Origin of the sequence: Enterobacter sp. GD03975, assembly GCF_029838645.1 — a bacterium.
In the GTDB taxonomy this organism is placed as follows: Bacteria; Pseudomonadota; Gammaproteobacteria; order Enterobacterales; family Enterobacteriaceae; genus Enterobacter; species Enterobacter quasihormaechei.
The window spans coordinates 80,977-96,687 of the sequence record NZ_JAOBZC010000010.1; the positions used below are offsets into that span (position 1 = coordinate 80,977).

At 56.0% G+C, this 15,711-nt stretch carries 13 protein-coding genes; 7 read left to right on the forward strand and 6 right to left on the reverse strand.

The window, feature by feature from the left end; all coding sequences use genetic code 11:
* Positions 1-105: 105 nt before the first annotated feature.
* The 4 genes from N5C09_RS16065 (at position 106) to N5C09_RS16080 (ending at position 6,618) form a co-directional block, all read left to right on the forward strand.
* The gene (locus tag N5C09_RS16065) at positions 106-741 is read left to right on the forward strand and encodes a response regulator transcription factor (RefSeq protein ID WP_279749422.1); all 636 of its coding nucleotides are present in this window, start codon (positions 106-108) and stop codon (positions 739-741) included.
* Positions 728-3,880, forward strand: coding sequence for a transporter substrate-binding domain-containing protein (locus tag N5C09_RS16070; protein ID WP_279749423.1), 3,153 nt, complete (start codon positions 728-730; stop codon positions 3,878-3,880). The genes N5C09_RS16065 and N5C09_RS16070 overlap by 14 nt, the downstream gene beginning before the upstream one ends.
* A gap of 126 nt (positions 3,881-4,006) precedes the next feature.
* Positions 4,007-4,441 (forward strand): DUF1090 domain-containing protein, encoded by a 435-nt coding sequence (locus tag N5C09_RS16075; protein ID WP_063451158.1) that lies wholly within the window; start codon positions 4,007-4,009, stop codon positions 4,439-4,441.
* Between the two features lie 41 nt (positions 4,442-4,482).
* On the forward strand, positions 4,483-6,618 hold the full coding sequence (locus N5C09_RS16080; protein ID WP_279749424.1) for a fimbrial biogenesis outer membrane usher protein: 2,136 nt from the start codon (positions 4,483-4,485) through the stop codon (positions 6,616-6,618).
* Between the two features lie 69 nt (positions 6,619-6,687).
* Here the strand turns inward: N5C09_RS16080 and parE are convergent, their stop codons facing one another.
* The 5 genes from parE to nudF are packed head-to-tail and all read right to left on the reverse strand — an operon-like array spanning position 6,688 to position 11,096.
* A complete protein-coding gene (parE, locus tag N5C09_RS16085) occupies positions 6,688-8,580 on the reverse strand; it encodes a DNA topoisomerase IV subunit B (RefSeq protein WP_063451156.1) in 1,893 nt (630 codons plus the stop codon).
* Between the two features lie 28 nt (positions 8,581-8,608).
* Positions 8,609-9,190 (reverse strand): esterase YqiA, encoded by a 582-nt coding sequence (gene yqiA / locus N5C09_RS16090; protein WP_023306967.1) that lies wholly within the window; start codon positions 9,188-9,190, stop codon positions 8,609-8,611.
* Entirely contained in the window at positions 9,190-10,017 is an 828-nt protein-coding gene (gene cpdA, locus N5C09_RS16095; protein ID WP_279749425.1) for a 3',5'-cyclic-AMP phosphodiesterase, read from the reverse strand. The genes yqiA and cpdA overlap by 1 nt, the downstream gene beginning before the upstream one ends.
* Positions 10,018-10,044: 27 nt before the next feature.
* Positions 10,045-10,467: a DUF1249 family protein gene (locus tag N5C09_RS16100; RefSeq protein ID WP_063451153.1), complete on the reverse strand. Its 423-nt coding sequence runs from the start codon at positions 10,465-10,467 to the stop codon at positions 10,045-10,047.
* Positions 10,464-11,096, reverse strand: a complete 633-nt coding sequence (nudF, locus tag N5C09_RS16105; protein ID WP_102751121.1) for an ADP-ribose diphosphatase — start codon at positions 11,094-11,096, stop codon at positions 10,464-10,466. The genes N5C09_RS16100 and nudF overlap by 4 nt, the downstream gene beginning before the upstream one ends.
* 203 nt (positions 11,097-11,299) lie before the next feature.
* On the opposite strand from nudF, the gene tolC reads away from it, so the two are divergent.
* The 3 genes from tolC to N5C09_RS16120 all read left to right on the forward strand — a co-directional run bounded on the left by tolC (position 11,300) and on the right by N5C09_RS16120 (position 14,801).
* A complete protein-coding gene (tolC, locus tag N5C09_RS16110; protein WP_063867721.1) occupies positions 11,300-12,778 on the forward strand; it encodes an outer membrane channel protein TolC in 1,479 nt (492 codons plus the stop codon).
* A 194-nt stretch (positions 12,779-12,972) separates the two neighbouring features.
* Positions 12,973-13,638, forward strand: coding sequence for a DUF1190 family protein (locus N5C09_RS16115; protein ID WP_063867719.1), 666 nt, complete (start codon positions 12,973-12,975; stop codon positions 13,636-13,638).
* A 2-nt stretch (positions 13,639-13,640) separates the two neighbouring features.
* Positions 13,641-14,801 carry a glutathionylspermidine synthase family protein gene (locus N5C09_RS16120; RefSeq protein WP_107533828.1) on the forward strand — a complete coding sequence of 387 codons (1,161 nt, stop codon included), beginning with the start codon at positions 13,641-13,643 and terminating at the stop codon, positions 14,799-14,801.
* Between the two features lie 82 nt (positions 14,802-14,883).
* Here N5C09_RS16120 and ygiD read toward each other — a convergent pair whose 3' ends face one another.
* The gene (ygiD, locus tag N5C09_RS16125; RefSeq protein WP_204643257.1) at positions 14,884-15,672 is read right to left on the reverse strand and encodes a 4,5-DOPA dioxygenase extradiol; all 789 of its coding nucleotides are present in this window, start codon (positions 15,670-15,672) and stop codon (positions 14,884-14,886) included.
* Between the last annotated feature and the right edge of the window lie 39 nt (positions 15,673-15,711).

The window sequence follows — 15,711 nt, forward strand, 5'->3', positions numbered from 1 at the left end:
TCTTAAATCCAGCCTTTTACTATATCGTTCTTATGCGCTGTTGATTACTATATTGCCCCTCAGGTAGAAGGAGTCAGTGAAGCCACCAAAAGGACAAGCGGTAGTATGATTTCGATTTTGCTTGCAGACGATCATCCAGCAATTTGCTTTGCTTTAAAGGTACTGCTGGAGAAGCACGGAGATATGGTCGTCAGTACCTCTACAGGTGAAAAACTGCTGTCCCAGCTGCATCAGCAGCGTCCGGACCTATTAATTCTGGATCTCGAACTTAAGCACGCCGATGGCCTCGACCTGTTGCCCCGAATTAAACAACACTTCCCGGAACTTAAAATCCTGATCTTTACCAGCCAGTCAGCAGGGTTATATGCGCTGAGAACGCTCCAGGCCGGGGCGCAGGGCTTTATCAATAAAAATATGCCGCTGGAAAACGTTGAGCCACTGTGCCGGCTTATTATGACGGGCTATCAATGTTTTCCCGAAGGAACGCTGTTCAAAGCCGCCAGCGTCAATGAAAAAAGCGATGCGTCTGAATCACTCTCAAGCCGCTTCTCGGATCGTGAAATAGCCGTTCTCAATTACCTGAAACAGGGCAAGAGTAACAAAGAGATTGCCGATCTCCTGATGCTCAGCAATAAAACCATTAGCACCTATAAAACCCGGATGCTGCAAAAATGCGGCTGCGACGATCTCAATCAGCTCATTTCGCTGATCTTCAGAGAGTCTGATAATGAGAATACTTAGCGGACTGCTGCTGTTGCTCGTCGCGTTTATGGCTCAAGGTGCGACGGCGCAAGAACCCCTTAAGCTTCTCTCCCGCAGCATGGAGACGATTGCCGACCCGGGGCTGAGCGCAAGCGAATGGCGCTGGCTGCGTGAACACCGCAAGATCCGCCTGGCCGTCTGGCTGCCGATGTCGCCGCCCTATGACATTACCACCGGCCTGAATGATTACGGTGGCATCAATGCCGATTTCATCGGTCTGGCGGCGGATAACCTGGGCGTCGAAATAGAGGTGATTCGCTACCCAAACTATCAGGCTGCACTGGAAGCGTTACGCGCAGGGGAAGCCGATTTCATCGCGCAGGCCAGCGATAACCAGCATCATCAGGGGCTGATACTGAGCCACCCTTACAGTCCAAATTCTGCCGTTGAAGTGGTCAATAACGAAGCCACACAGGATGATGCGGTCAGAAAGATTGCCATCGCGCCGGGCTACGATCCTCAACGCGTCCTGGAGCGCTACCCGAACGCGGAGATCGTCCCCTTCTATTCACCACGCCATGCGCTGGAAGCACTCGCGTTTCGAAAAATCGACCTTTTCTTTTGCGATGGCGTCACCGCTCGCTATCTGGTGAACCAGTCCAACATCAGCAACTTGCTTATTCGCCCTCTCGACACCCCCTTCCCCGTGTCAGGATTTTCCTTTGCGGCAATGCCAAAGATGCGCATCTGGATCACGGTGCTGAATAACTTTCTGGCCGCGTTACCGGAAAGTGCGAGCGTAGAGATACACCGTCGGTGGAATGGCGGCATCCCGCTTTCACTCAGCGAGCAGAAACCGGTCTTTACGTCGCTGGAGAATAAATGGATTGATGAGCACAAACGTATACGGGTGGCAGTGGCCGAGGATAACCCACCGATTGCCTTTTTTGATAAAGGCGGCAAGATGCGTGGCATTATTGCCGATGTCCTGACCGCATTACAGCTTCGCACCGGGTTTACCTTTGTTATCCAGCGTTTTCCTACCCAAAGGGCGGCCCTGGCGTCGGTAAAAGCGGGAAAATCGGATTTGGTTGCAGGCGTGACGCAGGGGGATATCTGGCGCACCGATTTACTGACCACCCGTACCTGGCTCTATAACTCCTGGGTGATGGTCGGACAAGCGCACTCTGTTCCTGGCGCGGTGAGTCCCGGCGTACTCAGCCTGGACGGGCAGTCGCCCGAAGAGTGGTTACGTAAGCAGAGCGGGGGCCAAACGGAAAAGGTCGACACCTGGCGACAGGGGCTTAACCGCATTGTTCACAGTAACGACAAAATGATGGCCATGCCGCTGATCGTCGCCAATACGCTCCTGGCGAATAAAGAGTATGCCGCGCTCCGTATTCTGGGAAGCATCGACATCGACCCAATGCGGTTCTCGTTCGGGGCGTCCCGCCAGTCCTGGCCTTTGATCACCATTCTCAATAAAGCGCTCATTAATATTCCGCCGGAGGATCTCCATGCCCTGACCCGGGGCGGAAATGCGGGTAACAGCTTCACGTCGACAGGACCAAAACAGGTCGCGCTGAGCACGGTAATGAGCGTCGGACTGGCAATCGCGTTCCTTCTCTGCCTCACCGCCGCGTGGGGTTATCGTCGCCATCTGCACTATCAGCAGCGCATGCTGAAAATCATTTCAGCCCAGCGACAATCCAGAAAACTTGCGCACCGCGCCAGCCGTGCGAAGAGCGTGTTTCTGACAACCATGAGCCACGAGATACGCACACCGATCGGCGCCATCATGGGGATGCTGGAGCTCGTGATGAAACGCCCTGGCGATACCCAGCAAAACCGCCAGTCCGTGCAGGTGGCGTGGGATGCCGCCCAGGCCCTGCTGGATTTGATCGGCAACATACTGGATGTGTCGCGTATCGAATCTGGCCGCCTGGTGCTTCGCCCCGAGCGTTCCTCGCTGCGCAAGCTGATTGAGGAGCCCGCCATGTTGTTCGAAGGCATGGCGGCGCAAAAAGGGCTGGCCTTCGTACTGGAACGTGATGCCGAACTGCGGGAGGACGTATTGGTCGATCGCAGCCGTTTCAGGCAGATTCTGGTTAACATCGTCGGAAACGCGATCAAATTCACCGAACGCGGACAGATAACGCTGAGCGTGCAGCTCGATGGACGTGACGAGGGCTATCTGCTGTTGCGTATCACGGTCATCGATACCGGGGTAGGTATCGACGAGGCCACCCAACAGCGGTTGTTCCAGCCCTTCGCTCAGGGAAACACCCCTAACGTTGCACAGGGGAGCGGGCTGGGCCTTTATATCTGCCGCACGTTAACAATGATGATGGGCGGCAGTTTAGCGATCCACAGCGAGCCTGGACAGGGAACGACGGCCACAGTCTCCCTTAAGCTGCCAATAATGGCAGAACGCCAGGATGTTCCTGATACACAGCCCGCGCCCCCGCTTTCTCGCCCCTCCCTGCGCGTTTTGATTGTCGATGATAATCCCGTCGGCAGAATGGTACTCAGCCAGCAGCTGAGCTGGCTTGGTCACCGCGCGATCGACGCCGACAGCTCAGCCTCTGCGCTGGAAGCACTACAGCATGCGCAACCGGATGCGGTGATCACCGATTGCAATATGCCCGGCATGAGTGGGTTTGCGCTGGCTCAGATAATTCATACGAATTATCCCGACATTGTGGTCTTTGGCGCGACCGCTGACGCACGGGAAGTTGTCCGGGAGAGAGCAAAAGAAGCCGGTATGCGCCACTGTCTGTTTAAGCCGATCACCCTCACTATGCTTGCGGAACTGCTGGCCCCCCTGAAGGGATCTGCCCCGATTGCCGAAAGCCCGCAAGGGTCAATAGCGTGCAACCTGCCGCCCGAATTGCTGGAAGGGGATAACCTGCCCCTGTTCCTTTCGCTCCAGATTTCGGTCATTGATGAATCCCTTGCCCACCTGCGCGCCTGGCTCGTGACGCCGGATACCGCTCTGCATGAGACGCTGCACAAACTGCGCGGCGGGCTGGCGTTACTGGGCGTGCCCGCGTTGATAGCCCGCTGTGAAGCTCAGGAAGCCAACCCGGACCGCGACGGGATCCACCAGCTGTTAGCTGAACTTGAGCAGCTACGCGCCGCGTTACAGCGTTGGTACGATTCAGGACGACAACCTTAATCCACGTCCTACATGCGTTGAGGACGCGTCTGCATCGTTTTGGCTATCCGCGTTGCAGTACTCTTTTGTTCACAGGAGATTGCCGGAGCATCCGTTCAGGCAATACATCAACAAAGGAGAAAGACTATGAAGAAATTAGTTTCCGTTCTGTCTGTCGTTGCAGCTGTTGGTATGTTCGCTACAGCATCAGCACACGCCGCTGAAAGCTGTGCTGCTAAAAGCGCTGCGCTGGAAAAAGAGATCAAAATTGCCCAGCAGTACGGCAATATCTACAAAGTGAATGGCCTGAAAAAAGCCCTGGCAGAAGTCAAAGCCCACTGTACTAACGCAAGCGTTCTGGCTGATGCCCAGAAAGACGTGCGTAAGCTGGAGAAAAAACTGGCTGAAAAACGTGGCGACGTTGCTGAAGTTCAGGCCGATCTGGCAGAAGCTAAAGCGAAGGGTGATGCTAAGAAGATCGCCAAGTACCAGAGAAAACTGGCAGAAAAACAGGCCGATCTGCGTGAAATTCAGCAGGAGCTGAATCAGGCTCGTGCTGAGCTGGCTGCCCTCAATAAATAAGCCATAGCGAGCTTAATCGTGGGCAGCAAAAGCTGCCCACGATGTTAACGCAGATGCAGATTCACCATGCAATTCGAGTGATGGTGCTGTTACTGACAGCAAACGCTGCGTCTGCAAATGAAAAGACATGGGTTATTCTTAATAACGACTATAAAGGCTCAATCTTTCTTGATTTTCACTTCGGTAAACCCTGCCTGACGCGTCCTCTCCTTGAAGAGTGGGGCGTAAAATCCTCCGTGCTTGACAGGCTTCACTGGGACACCAGGGCATGTCTGAGCGCCGACTCGGCGAACGCCTTCGACCTCCAGTCCTGGTATCGTCCGGATGCCAGCCTGCTCACGCTTTTATTTCCCCAGGAGGCGTTTAATCCGCAGCAAAACGGGGTCAGTACCAGCCGCTGGGATGATGGAATTGATGCCCTGTTTGTTAACTACCGGCTGGACGTCAATAACCAACGTGCGCAGTACCGTTGGGATACGCCGGGCACCGATGCAACGCTCGTGCTGGAAAACGGCCTCAACGTCGGACCATGGCGCATGCGCTACCAGAATACATTCTGGCGAGAGGCGGACCGCCAGCACGGCTCTTACAGCAATTCAGCCTCTGTCTGGCGCAGTATCACCTCTATGCGATCCCGGCTTAACCTTGGCGACGGTTACACCTCATCGAACCTGTTCGACAGTATGTCCTATCGGGGGATTTCCCTGGCCAGCGATGAGGCGATGTTCCCGGATAGCTGGCGGCCCTATTCGCCGCTGATTAACGGCTATGCGCGCAGCGAAGCAGAAGTCACGCTTCGCCAGAACGGCGAGCGCGTCTATCGCATTCACGTCCCACCGGGGCCCTTCGTTATCCGTGATTTTTATCCACCAGATTTACAGGGCAACCTTGAGCTGACGATTCAGGAGAGCGACGGGAGCGAGCGTACCCGGTCCATTCCGTACTCGATCATGCCCAATCTGGTGCAGTATAAAATGTTCAGTTACGAGCTGGTCGCCGGGCGTTATAAACCCTTTCACGGCGTGGAGCTGGATAAAGATCGTTTCTGGCAGAGCACGCTCTCCTGGGGCGTCGCCCCGCGCGCTACCGTTTTTGGTGGCATACAGCAGGGAGAGAATTACTTCAGCCATGTTGTGGGATTGGGCGGCAATATGGGCAAATGGGGAGCGTTGTCTGCGGATGTACGTAACGCCCGTTACCGCCAGCAGGGCAAAGCGCTGAGCGGCAGCGTCGGGCGAATGCGTTATGCCAAAACATTTTTCCAAACCGAAACCAGCCTTAACGCCCAGCTTCAGTGGTACCCGCGCGGTAGCCAGTATCGTTCGCTTGAGGAGCGGTTAAACCGCGCCTCGGTGCTGGCCTGGGGTTTCGATGATGACACCACTCAGCGCGCCCTTGAGGGCCAGATTGAGCTGACGCAAAACTTCGACGAAAACTCGAGTCTGAGCCTCTCGTGGCGCTGGCTGAAATCACGCGCTCGCGAGGCGGGCAGTAACAGCCTCACCCTGAGCCTTGACGCCAGCTGGGAGGACGTCGATTTTTCGCTTTATGGCGGCTATGACCGCTACGGCGAATCTGCCCCTGAATCAACGCTGGGGTTTAACATCAGCATCCCCTTCAGCATTGGAAGCCATTTTACCAATGTGGGACTGGTTTCTGACCTCGCCAGCCGAAACAAGAATACCCATGGAATCAACGTCAATGGCTCGCTACTGGATGATTATAGCCTGCGTTATGACGTGACGGCGGAGCATAGCGAACACGGGAACGATGCCCTGAAAAGCAGTATCGGCTATCAGTACAACAGCGGGGAGCTGAACGTCAGTATGACCCGCAGCGGCACGCAACGTGATTATCATGGTGACGTCAGCGGCAGCGTGCTGTTATATCAGGAGGGGGTTGTCCTGGGCCAGACGCTGGGAAGTACTGCGGCACTGGTTCAGGTGCCAGGTTCGGCGAAGATTGGATTTTATAACCAGTTCGGTTCGACCACCAACGCAGAGGGCGATCTGCTGGTGAGTTACCTCACCCCCTGGCGAGTAAACCGCATCACGGTTGACAGCCTCAGCCTGCCAGAAGGGACCGATATGGATGTGAATGAGCTGGAGACCGTCCCCACCGACGGCGCAATTGTTAATCTGCGTTTTTTGAAACCGGAAAAAACAGCGTTTCGCTGACGGGATTATGGCGCAATGCCCCGGTGCCCGGCGATCCCTCAGCCACCTGGGAGGCTGAGGGCCAGTGCATCAGGCTTCAATATCCGCCATATCGCCTTTCTCCTGTAGCCAGTTACGTCGGTCTTCAGAACGTTTCTTGGCCAGCAGCATGTCCATCACGGCGTTGGTTTGCTGTTCGTCTTCATCGCTGATGGTCAGCTGCACCAGACGGCGGGTGTTCGGATCCAGCGTGGTTTCACGCAGCTGCATCGGGTTCATCTCGCCCAGCCCCTTAAAGCGCTGCACGTTCGGTTTGCCCTTCTTGCGTTTGAGCTGCTCCAGCACGCCCGCTTTCTCTTCTTCCGTCAGCGCATAGTAAACTTCTTTGCCGAGGTCGATACGGTACAGCGGCGGCAGCGCCACGTGGACGTGACCGTTTTTCACCAGCGTGCGGAAGTGCTTCACGAACAGCGCACAGAGCAGCGTGGCGATGTGCAGCCCATCGGAGTCCGCATCCGCGAGAATGCAGATCTTGCCGTAGCGCAGCTGGCTTAGATCGTCGCTGTCCGGATCGATGCCGATCGCCACGGAGATGTCGTGCACTTCCTGCGAGGCCAGCACTTCATCGGACGAGACTTCCCAGGTGTTCAGGATCTTACCCTTGAGCGGCATGATCGCCTGATATTCACGGTCGCGCGCCTGCTTGGCCGATCCGCCCGCCGAGTCCCCTTCCACGAGGAACAGCTCGGTGCGGTTGAGATCCTGCGCGGTACAGTCCGCCAGCTTGCCCGGCAGCGCGGGGCCGCTGGTCAGCTTTTTACGCACCACTTTCTTCGCCGCGCGCAGACGACGCTGGGCGCTGGAGATGGCCATTTCAGCCAGCATCTCTGCGGCCTGAACGTTCTGGTTCAGCCACAGGGTAAACGCATCTTTCACCACGCCGGAAACGAACGCCGCGCACTGGCGCGACGACAGACGCTCTTTAGTCTGACCGGCAAACTGCGGATCCTGCATCTTCACGGAAAGCACGTAGGCGCAGCGGTCCCAGATATCTTCTGCGGAAAGCTTCACGCCGCGCGGCAGAATGTTGCGGTATTCGCAGAACTCGCGCATCGCATCCAGCAGACCCTGACGCAGGCCGTTGACGTGCGTACCGCCGAGCATGGTTGGGATCAGGTTGACGTAGCTTTCGGTCAGCAGCTCGCCGCCTTCCGGCAGCCACAGCAGCGCCCAGTCCACCGCCTCGGTGTCGCCTTCGAAATTACCGACGAACGGTTTTTCTGGCAGGGTCGGCAGGCCGTTAACCGCTTCGCTCAGGTAGTCGTTGAGACCCTTTTCGTAGCGCCAGCTCTGCTCGGTGTTGTTAACGTGATCCTTAAAGGTAATTTCCACGCCGGGGCACAGCACCGCTTTGGCTTTTAGCAGGTGCGACAGGCGAGAAACGGAAAAACGTGGGCTGTCGAAGAAGCTTTCGTCAGGCCAGAAGTGGACGCTGGTGCCGGTGTTGCGCTTACCGCACGTCCCGACGACCTGCAAATCCTGCACCTTTTCGCCGTTTTCAAACGCGATGTTATAGACCTGACCGTCGCGACGGACGTTCACTTCCACGCGCTTCGACAGGGCGTTAACCACGGAGATCCCCACGCCGTGCAAACCGCCGGAGAACTGGTAGTTTTTGTTGGAGAACTTACCGCCCGCGTGCAGACGGCAGAGGATCAGCTCAACGGCAGGAACGCCCTCTTCCGGGTGAATATCCACCGGCATGCCGCGGCCGTCGTCGATGACTTCCAGCGACTGATCGGCGTGCAGGATAACGTCCACGCGTTTGGCATGGCCTGCCAGCGCTTCGTCCACACTGTTATCAATTACTTCCTGGCCCAGGTGGTTTGGGCGCGTCGTATCGGTGTACATCCCCGGGCGGCGGCGAACCGGCTCAAGCCCGGTGAGTACCTCAATGGCATCAGCGTTATAGGTTTGCGTCATGATTTAAACTAGCAATTCGCATTGATTGTCAGTGGCTGTGCAGTCCAAGAAAATCGACAATCTGGGTGAAATGATCTTCAAAGCCCGTGAAAGCATGGTTTCCGCCCTCCTCTACAGTCTGGCGGCAGGATGCGTAATACGCCACTGCCTGGCGGTAATCCAGCACTTCATCTCCCGTCTGTTGCAGCAGCCAGATAAGATCGGGCGCTTCAAGCGGGTCGACCTGCATAACTTTGAGATCGTAAATATGGCGTGACTCTAGCACATATTGTTGGCCGGTGTAGGGGTTCTCGTTTTCACCGAGAAAGTCCCTTAACAGCTCAAATGGCCGGACCGCCGGGTTGACGACGACAGCGGGCAACATAAAGCACTGCGACAGCCAGGTGGCGTAGTAGCCGCCGAGCGACGACCCGACAACGCCAAACGATTCGCCGCCGTGTTCAAGCACAATCGATTCCAGCATCTCTGCCGCATCCGCCGGATAGGGGGGCAGCTGCGGAATAATCATCTCCACGTGCGGATGATGTTCGCTCAGCCACTGGCGAAACTGCGTCGCCTTTGCGGAACGCGGTGAACTGTTAAACCCATGGAGGTAAAGGAGCGTTGACATCAGTAGCCTTCTGAAGCGGTATCCGGGCGGAATTCAGCCCCGGCCAGACGGCAAACTTCGGTGGTCAGCGTGCCGTCGGCATGCAGTTCCAGCCAGCGCCAGCCCGGCGCGATGGTATCCAGCGTGAAGTTGGCGCAATGCGGCTTAAACTGCACGCAGGTGGATGGCGTCGCGAGCAGGCGGCGACCGTTCCAGTCGAGATCCTGCTCCTGGTGAATGTGCCCGCACAGCAAATGCTTCACGCGCGGGAATTTCGCCAGCACGCTGTCCAGCGCCGCTGAATTGCGTAAGCTGTGCTGATCGAGCCAGCTACAGCCTGCCGGCAGCGGATGATGATGCAGTAGCAGCAGCGTATTGCGATCCGGCTTGGCGGCCAGTTTTGTCTCCAGCCAGTCAAGCTGATAGTCGCTCAACTCACCGTGCGGAACGCCAAACACCTGGCTGTCGAGGAGCAGAATTTGCCACTGGTCCCCCACAAAGACACATTTTGCCGGTGAAATGCCCGCGTCCTGAAGCGAACTGTACATGGCGGGCTGAAAATCGTGGTTGCCGGGTAGCCAGACGCAAGGCACGCTAAAGCTCGCAATCCCTTCAGCGAAATGCTGATAGGCTGCGGAAGATTGATCCTGCGCCAGATCGCCCGTCGCGACGATCAGATCGCATGGCCGGTTTTCAGCATGAATTGCGCTAAGCACCGCCTGATAACTCTCCCAGGTGTTCACGCCCAGCAGCGTCTCATGCTTTTCGGCAAAAAGGTGGGTGTCGGTGATTTGTAATATCCTGACTGGCGCCCCACCAGCAACAGTCAGGTTCAACAGGCTTTCCAAATGGTGTCCTTAGGTAGGTTTATGACGCTAACAAACCGGAATCGCCATTGCTCCATGTGCTAAACAATATCTTAGCCAGTCGGCTAAAAACTGGTTAATTTGATGCTTTTCGTCGCGTTGATGCAACTTTTTATTCGGGTAATCATACCGCGCTTTGAAGCGAAAGATCTGCTGGCTTGAACACACTTCAGCGACCATCGCATCGTGATAAAGACGTACCGTCATCGACGGCAGGCTCCAGTAGCTGATTTTCGGCGCCGTTTGCTCAATTTCCACCAGCGTAGTGTAGCGCGTTGATTCTGTTATCGTTAACCGATACTGGGCGTTGCTCACCTGATAGCTCACCGTTTCGCCGGGTGCGTCGTTTCGCGGCAGCAGGCGGCGCAGCTGTGCAAAATTGGTTTCGCACAGGCGCATCATTTCTGGGAAGTCAGGCGTATAGCGCTTCATTTTTTCCACTCGTTTCGTAAACTCTGATAGTGCAGTTGCAGCCATTGCAGGGCAATGACAGACGCTGCGTTGTCGATTTTCCCCTCTTCTACCCATTGGTAAGCCTGCTCCCGACTCACCACATGAACCCGAATATCTTCGTTTTCATCTGCCAGACCGTGGATCCCTTCCGCCGTCGTGGCGTCCACTTCGCCCACCATAATAGATGAACGTTCCGTTGTGCCGCCCGGGCTTGCCAGGTAGCTCAACACCGGTTTCGTCCGCCCCACCACCAGGCCCGCTTCTTCCAGCGCCTCGCGGCGAGCGACGTCCTCGACCGACTCACCTTCTTCAATCATCCCGGCCACCATTTCCAGCAGCCACGGGGTTTCGCTGGTATCATAAGCCGCAATGCGAACCTGCTCGACCAGCACAACTTCATCACGCACTGGGTCAAAGGGTAGCAACACAGCCGCATGCCCGCGCTCAAAAATTTCGCGTTTGATCTCACCGCTCATTTCACCGTTAAACAGACGATGCCTGAAACGGTAAAGTTCCATTGAAAAAAAACCGCTATAAAGCGTTTCTCGTGCAATAATTTCTACATCGTTTTTGGCGAAGGTGACAGGCACGTTTTCTGGTTTTTGCATCGGTCAAGTCCTGGTAGCAATGGTGATGAAATTGTGAATTTCAAGGCTGTTTGGCTGCCGTTTGTATGGCTATATGGTAGATTGGAGCAAATTACCGCCAGATGGCACGTTACGCCAACCTTTTGGTGTGGATGATTCTGTTAGAATCGGCAATTATTTTTAATTAGATCAGCGCTAATACTGCTTCACAACAAGGAATGCAAATGAAGAAATTGCTCCCCATCCTTATCGGCCTGAGCCTGACGGGCTTCAGTGCAATGAGCCAGGCAGAGAACCTGTTACAGGTCTACCAGCAGGCACGTCTGGGCAACCCTGATTTACGTAAATCAGCGGCCGATCGTGATGCTGCGTTTGAAAAGATTAACGAAGCACGTAGCCCACTGCTGCCGCAGTTAGGCTTAGGTGCAGATTATACCTACACTAACGGTTTTCGCGATAACAACGGCATCGACTCGAATGCCACCAGCGCCTCTTTACAGCTTACACAGACTCTGTTCGATATGTCCAAATGGCGTGAACTGAGTTTGCAGGAAAAGAGTGCGGGCATTCAGGATGTCACCTATCAGACCGATCAGCAAACGCTGATCCTGAATACCGCAACCGCGTATTTCCAGGTACTGAGCGCGATTGACGCCCTCTCCTACACCGAAGCGCAGAAACAGGCGATTTACCGTCAGTTAGATCAGACTACCCAGCGTTTCAACGTGGGTCTGGTTGCGATCACTGACGTGCAGAACGCCCGTTCACAGTACGATACCGTACTGGCTAACGAAGTGACCGCACGTAACAACCTCGACAACGCGCTGGAAGCTCTGCGCCAGGTCACCGGTAACTACTATCCTGAGCTGGCCTCTTTGAACGTGGACAGCTTCAAGACGGACAAACCGCAGGCGGTAAACGCCCTGCTGAAAGAAGCGGAAAACCGCAACCTGACCCTGTTGCAGGCACGCCTGAGCCAGGATCTGGCACGCGAGCAGATCCGCCTTGCACAGGACGGCCACCTGCCAACCCTGAGCCTGAGCGCCTCAACCGGCGTATCGGATACCAGCTACAGCGGCTCTAAAACGACGTCTCAGGCCTATGATGACAACAACATTGGTCAGAACAAAGTGGGCCTGAGCTTCTCCCTGCCGCTGTACCAGGGCGGGATGGTTAACTCCCAGGTTAAACAGGCGCAGTACAACTTTGTTGGCGCAAGCGAGCAGCTGGAAAGCGCGCACCGCAACGTGGTGCAAACCGTGCGTTCTTCCTTTAACAACGTGAACGCGTCTATCAGCAGCATCAACGCCTACAAACAGGCCGTTGTCTCTGCGCAAAGCTCTCTGGACGCGATGGAAGCGGGCTACTCCGTCGGTACGCGTACCATTGTTGACGTGTTAGACGCAACGACCACGCTGTATAACGCTAAGCAGCAGCTCTCCAGCGCACGTTACCAGTACCTGATTAACCAGCTGAACATCAAGCAGGCTCTGGGTACGCTGAACGAGCAGGATCTGCAAATGCTGAACAGCACGCTGGGTAAACCGGTTTCCACGTCGCCTGACAGCGTCGCGCCGGAAAATCCAGAGCAGGATGCCGCGGTTGATAACTTCAACGCTAACGGCAGCATGCCAGCAGCGCAGCCAGCGGCAGCGCGTAGCACCGCACCTGCAAGCAGCGGTTCTAACCCGTTCCGTAACTAAGCATTGCCCGATGGCGCTTCGCTTATTGGGCCTACTGAATCGTAGGCCGGGTAAGCGCAGCGCCACCCGGCGCAAAATCCCCCCCAAACGTAAGCCAACGTAAAGATCCCCTGCATTTCGCCCCTCTTCGCTTCATTTTCAACCACTCATCCTCTATCCTGAGCGTTATTACCACTGGGTCCCGGAAGACAAATATGAAACGGACAAAAACGATGAATCACGCGTCGTTCCGCAAAAGCTGGAACGCACGCCACCTGACACCTGTCGCGCTGGCGGTCACTGCCGTCTTTATGCTGGCAGGCTGTGAGCAGAGCGACGAAACGGTCTCGATGTACCAGAACGCCGACGACTGTTCGGCTGCCACCGGTAAAGCCGCCGAATGTACAACGGCCTATAACAACGCCCTGAAAGAAGCGGAACGTACCGCGCCGAAATATGCCTCACGCGAAGACTGTGTCGCTGAATTCGGTGAAGGCCAGTGCCAGCAGGCGCCGGCTCAGGCGGGTATGGCTCCGGAAAACCAGGCGCAGGCTCAGTCCAGCGGCAGCTTCTGGATGCCGCTGATGGCGGGCTATATGATGGGCCGTCTGATGAGCGGCGGTGCGGGCTATCAGCAGCAGCCGCTGTTTAGCTCCAAAAACCCGAACAGCCCGGCGTACGGTAAATACACCGATGCTACCGGCAAGGGTTACGGCGCAGCAACGCCGGGCCGTACGATGACCGTACCGAAAACCGCGATGGCACCGAAACCCGCAACCACCAGCACCATCACCCGTGGCGGCTTCGGTGAGTCCGTGGCGAAACAAACCACCATGCAGCGTAGTGCGGCCGGCTCTTCGACTCGCTCAATGGGCGGCTGATCATGGAACGAGTCAGTATTGTCGAGCGCCCGGACTGGCGCGAAAAAGCCACCGAATACGGTTTCAACTTTCACACCATGTACGGCGAGCCGTACTGGTGTGAAGACGCTTACTATAAGCTCACGCTCGCTCAGGTTGAAAAGCTTGAAGAGGTGACCGCTGAGCTGCACCAGATGTGCCTGAAGGTGGTCGAGAAAGTCATCGACAGCGATGCGCTGATGACCAAATTCCGCATTCCAAAGCACACCTGGAGCTTCATCCGTCAGTCATGGAAAACGAATCAGCCTTCGCTTTACTCTCGCCTCGATCTGGCATGGGACGGCGTCGGTGAGCCGAAGCTGTTAGAAAACAACGCGGATACGCCAACCTCGCTGTACGAAGCCGCGTTCTTCCAGTGGATCTGGCTGGAAGATCAGGCGAATGCCGGAAACCTGCCGGAAGGCAGCGACCAGTTCAACAGCCTACAGGAAAAGCTGATTGAGCGTTTCGCCGAACTGCGTGAACAGCACGGTTTCAACCTGCTGCACCTCGCCTGCTGCCGCGATACCGAAGAAGATCGCGGTACGGTTCAGTATTTGCAGGACTGCGCAGCCGAAGCGGAAGTGGCGACGGAGTTCCTCTATATCGAAGATATCGGTTTAGGTGAAAAAGGTCAGTTTACGGACATGCAGGATCAGGTGATCAGCAACCTGTTCAAGCTCTATCCGTGGGAGTACATGCTGCGCGAGATGTTCTCGACCAAACTGGAAGACGCCGGCGTGCGCTGGCTGGAACCGGCCTGGAAGAGCATTATCTCTAATAAAGCCCTGCTGCCGATGCTGTGGGAGATGTTCCCGAACCACCCGAACCTGCTGCCTGCGTACTTTGCCGAAGATGAGTTCCCGCCGATGGAGAAATACGTCGTTAAGCCGATCTTCTCCCGCGAAGGCGCGAACGTCTCCATTATCGAAAACGGTAAAACGCTGGAAGCGGTTGAAGGGCCGTACGGTGAAGAAGGGATGATCGTCCAGGAGTTTTATCAACTGCCGAAGTTTGGCGACAGCTATACGCTGATCGGCAGCTGGCTTATTAACGATCAACCTGCCGGGATTGGCATTCGCGAAGATCGCGCGCTGATTACGCAGGATCTGTCACGGTTCTATCCGCATATTTTTGTTGAATAAAACTTGCCCGGTGGCGCTACGCTTACCGGGCCTACGCTCCACATGCAGGCCGGGTAAGGCGAAGCCGCCACCCGGCATGTTTTTACCCCACCTGCACCGACAGCATACTCAAACTCCCCATCTCAATGCCGTCGACCGGGATGGTAATCTCCTCCTGACCATTCCACGTGCCTAACACATACAGCAGCGGCAGGAAGTGATCCGCCGTGGGGTTAGAGAGCGAACCGCCTTCGTGATCCAGATAGTTCACCAGCGGATGCTGTTCAACCGGCCCCTGCCAGGCGAGGTTGTCTTTCACATAGTCGTTAAAAGACGTCGCCCAGGGATACGGGGTATTCTCCCCGTGCCAGCGCGCCGTACGCAGGTTATGCACCACGTTACCGCTCGCGACCAGCATGATGCCTTCATCACGCAGGGTTGCCAGCTTGCGGCCCATCTCCATATGCCAGGCCGCTGGTTTGGTACTGTCGACGCTCAGCTGCACCATCGGGATATCGGCCTCGGGATACATTTTAATCAGGACGCCCCAGGAGCCATGGTCAAAGCCCCAGGCTTCTTTATCCAGCGCCACCGGAACCGGTGCGAGCAGATCCACCAGCCGCTGCGCCAGCGCAGGGGAGCCGGGCGCAGGATAGTGCGTGTCATACAGGGCCTGCGGAAAGCCGCCAAAATCATGGATAGTTTTCGGCGCTTCCATGGCCGTTACGCCGGTACCCCGGGTAAACCAGTGCGCAGACACCACCACAATCGCCTTCGGCCGCGGCAACGTCTCACCCAGGTGACGCCAGGTGCGGGTATAGACGTTATCTTCCAGAACGTTCATTGGGCTGCCATGGCCTAAAAACAGTGCTGGCATACGAGATGAAGACATGGTGATATCCTTACAGGAGGTGTCAATTTGATGGTTCTA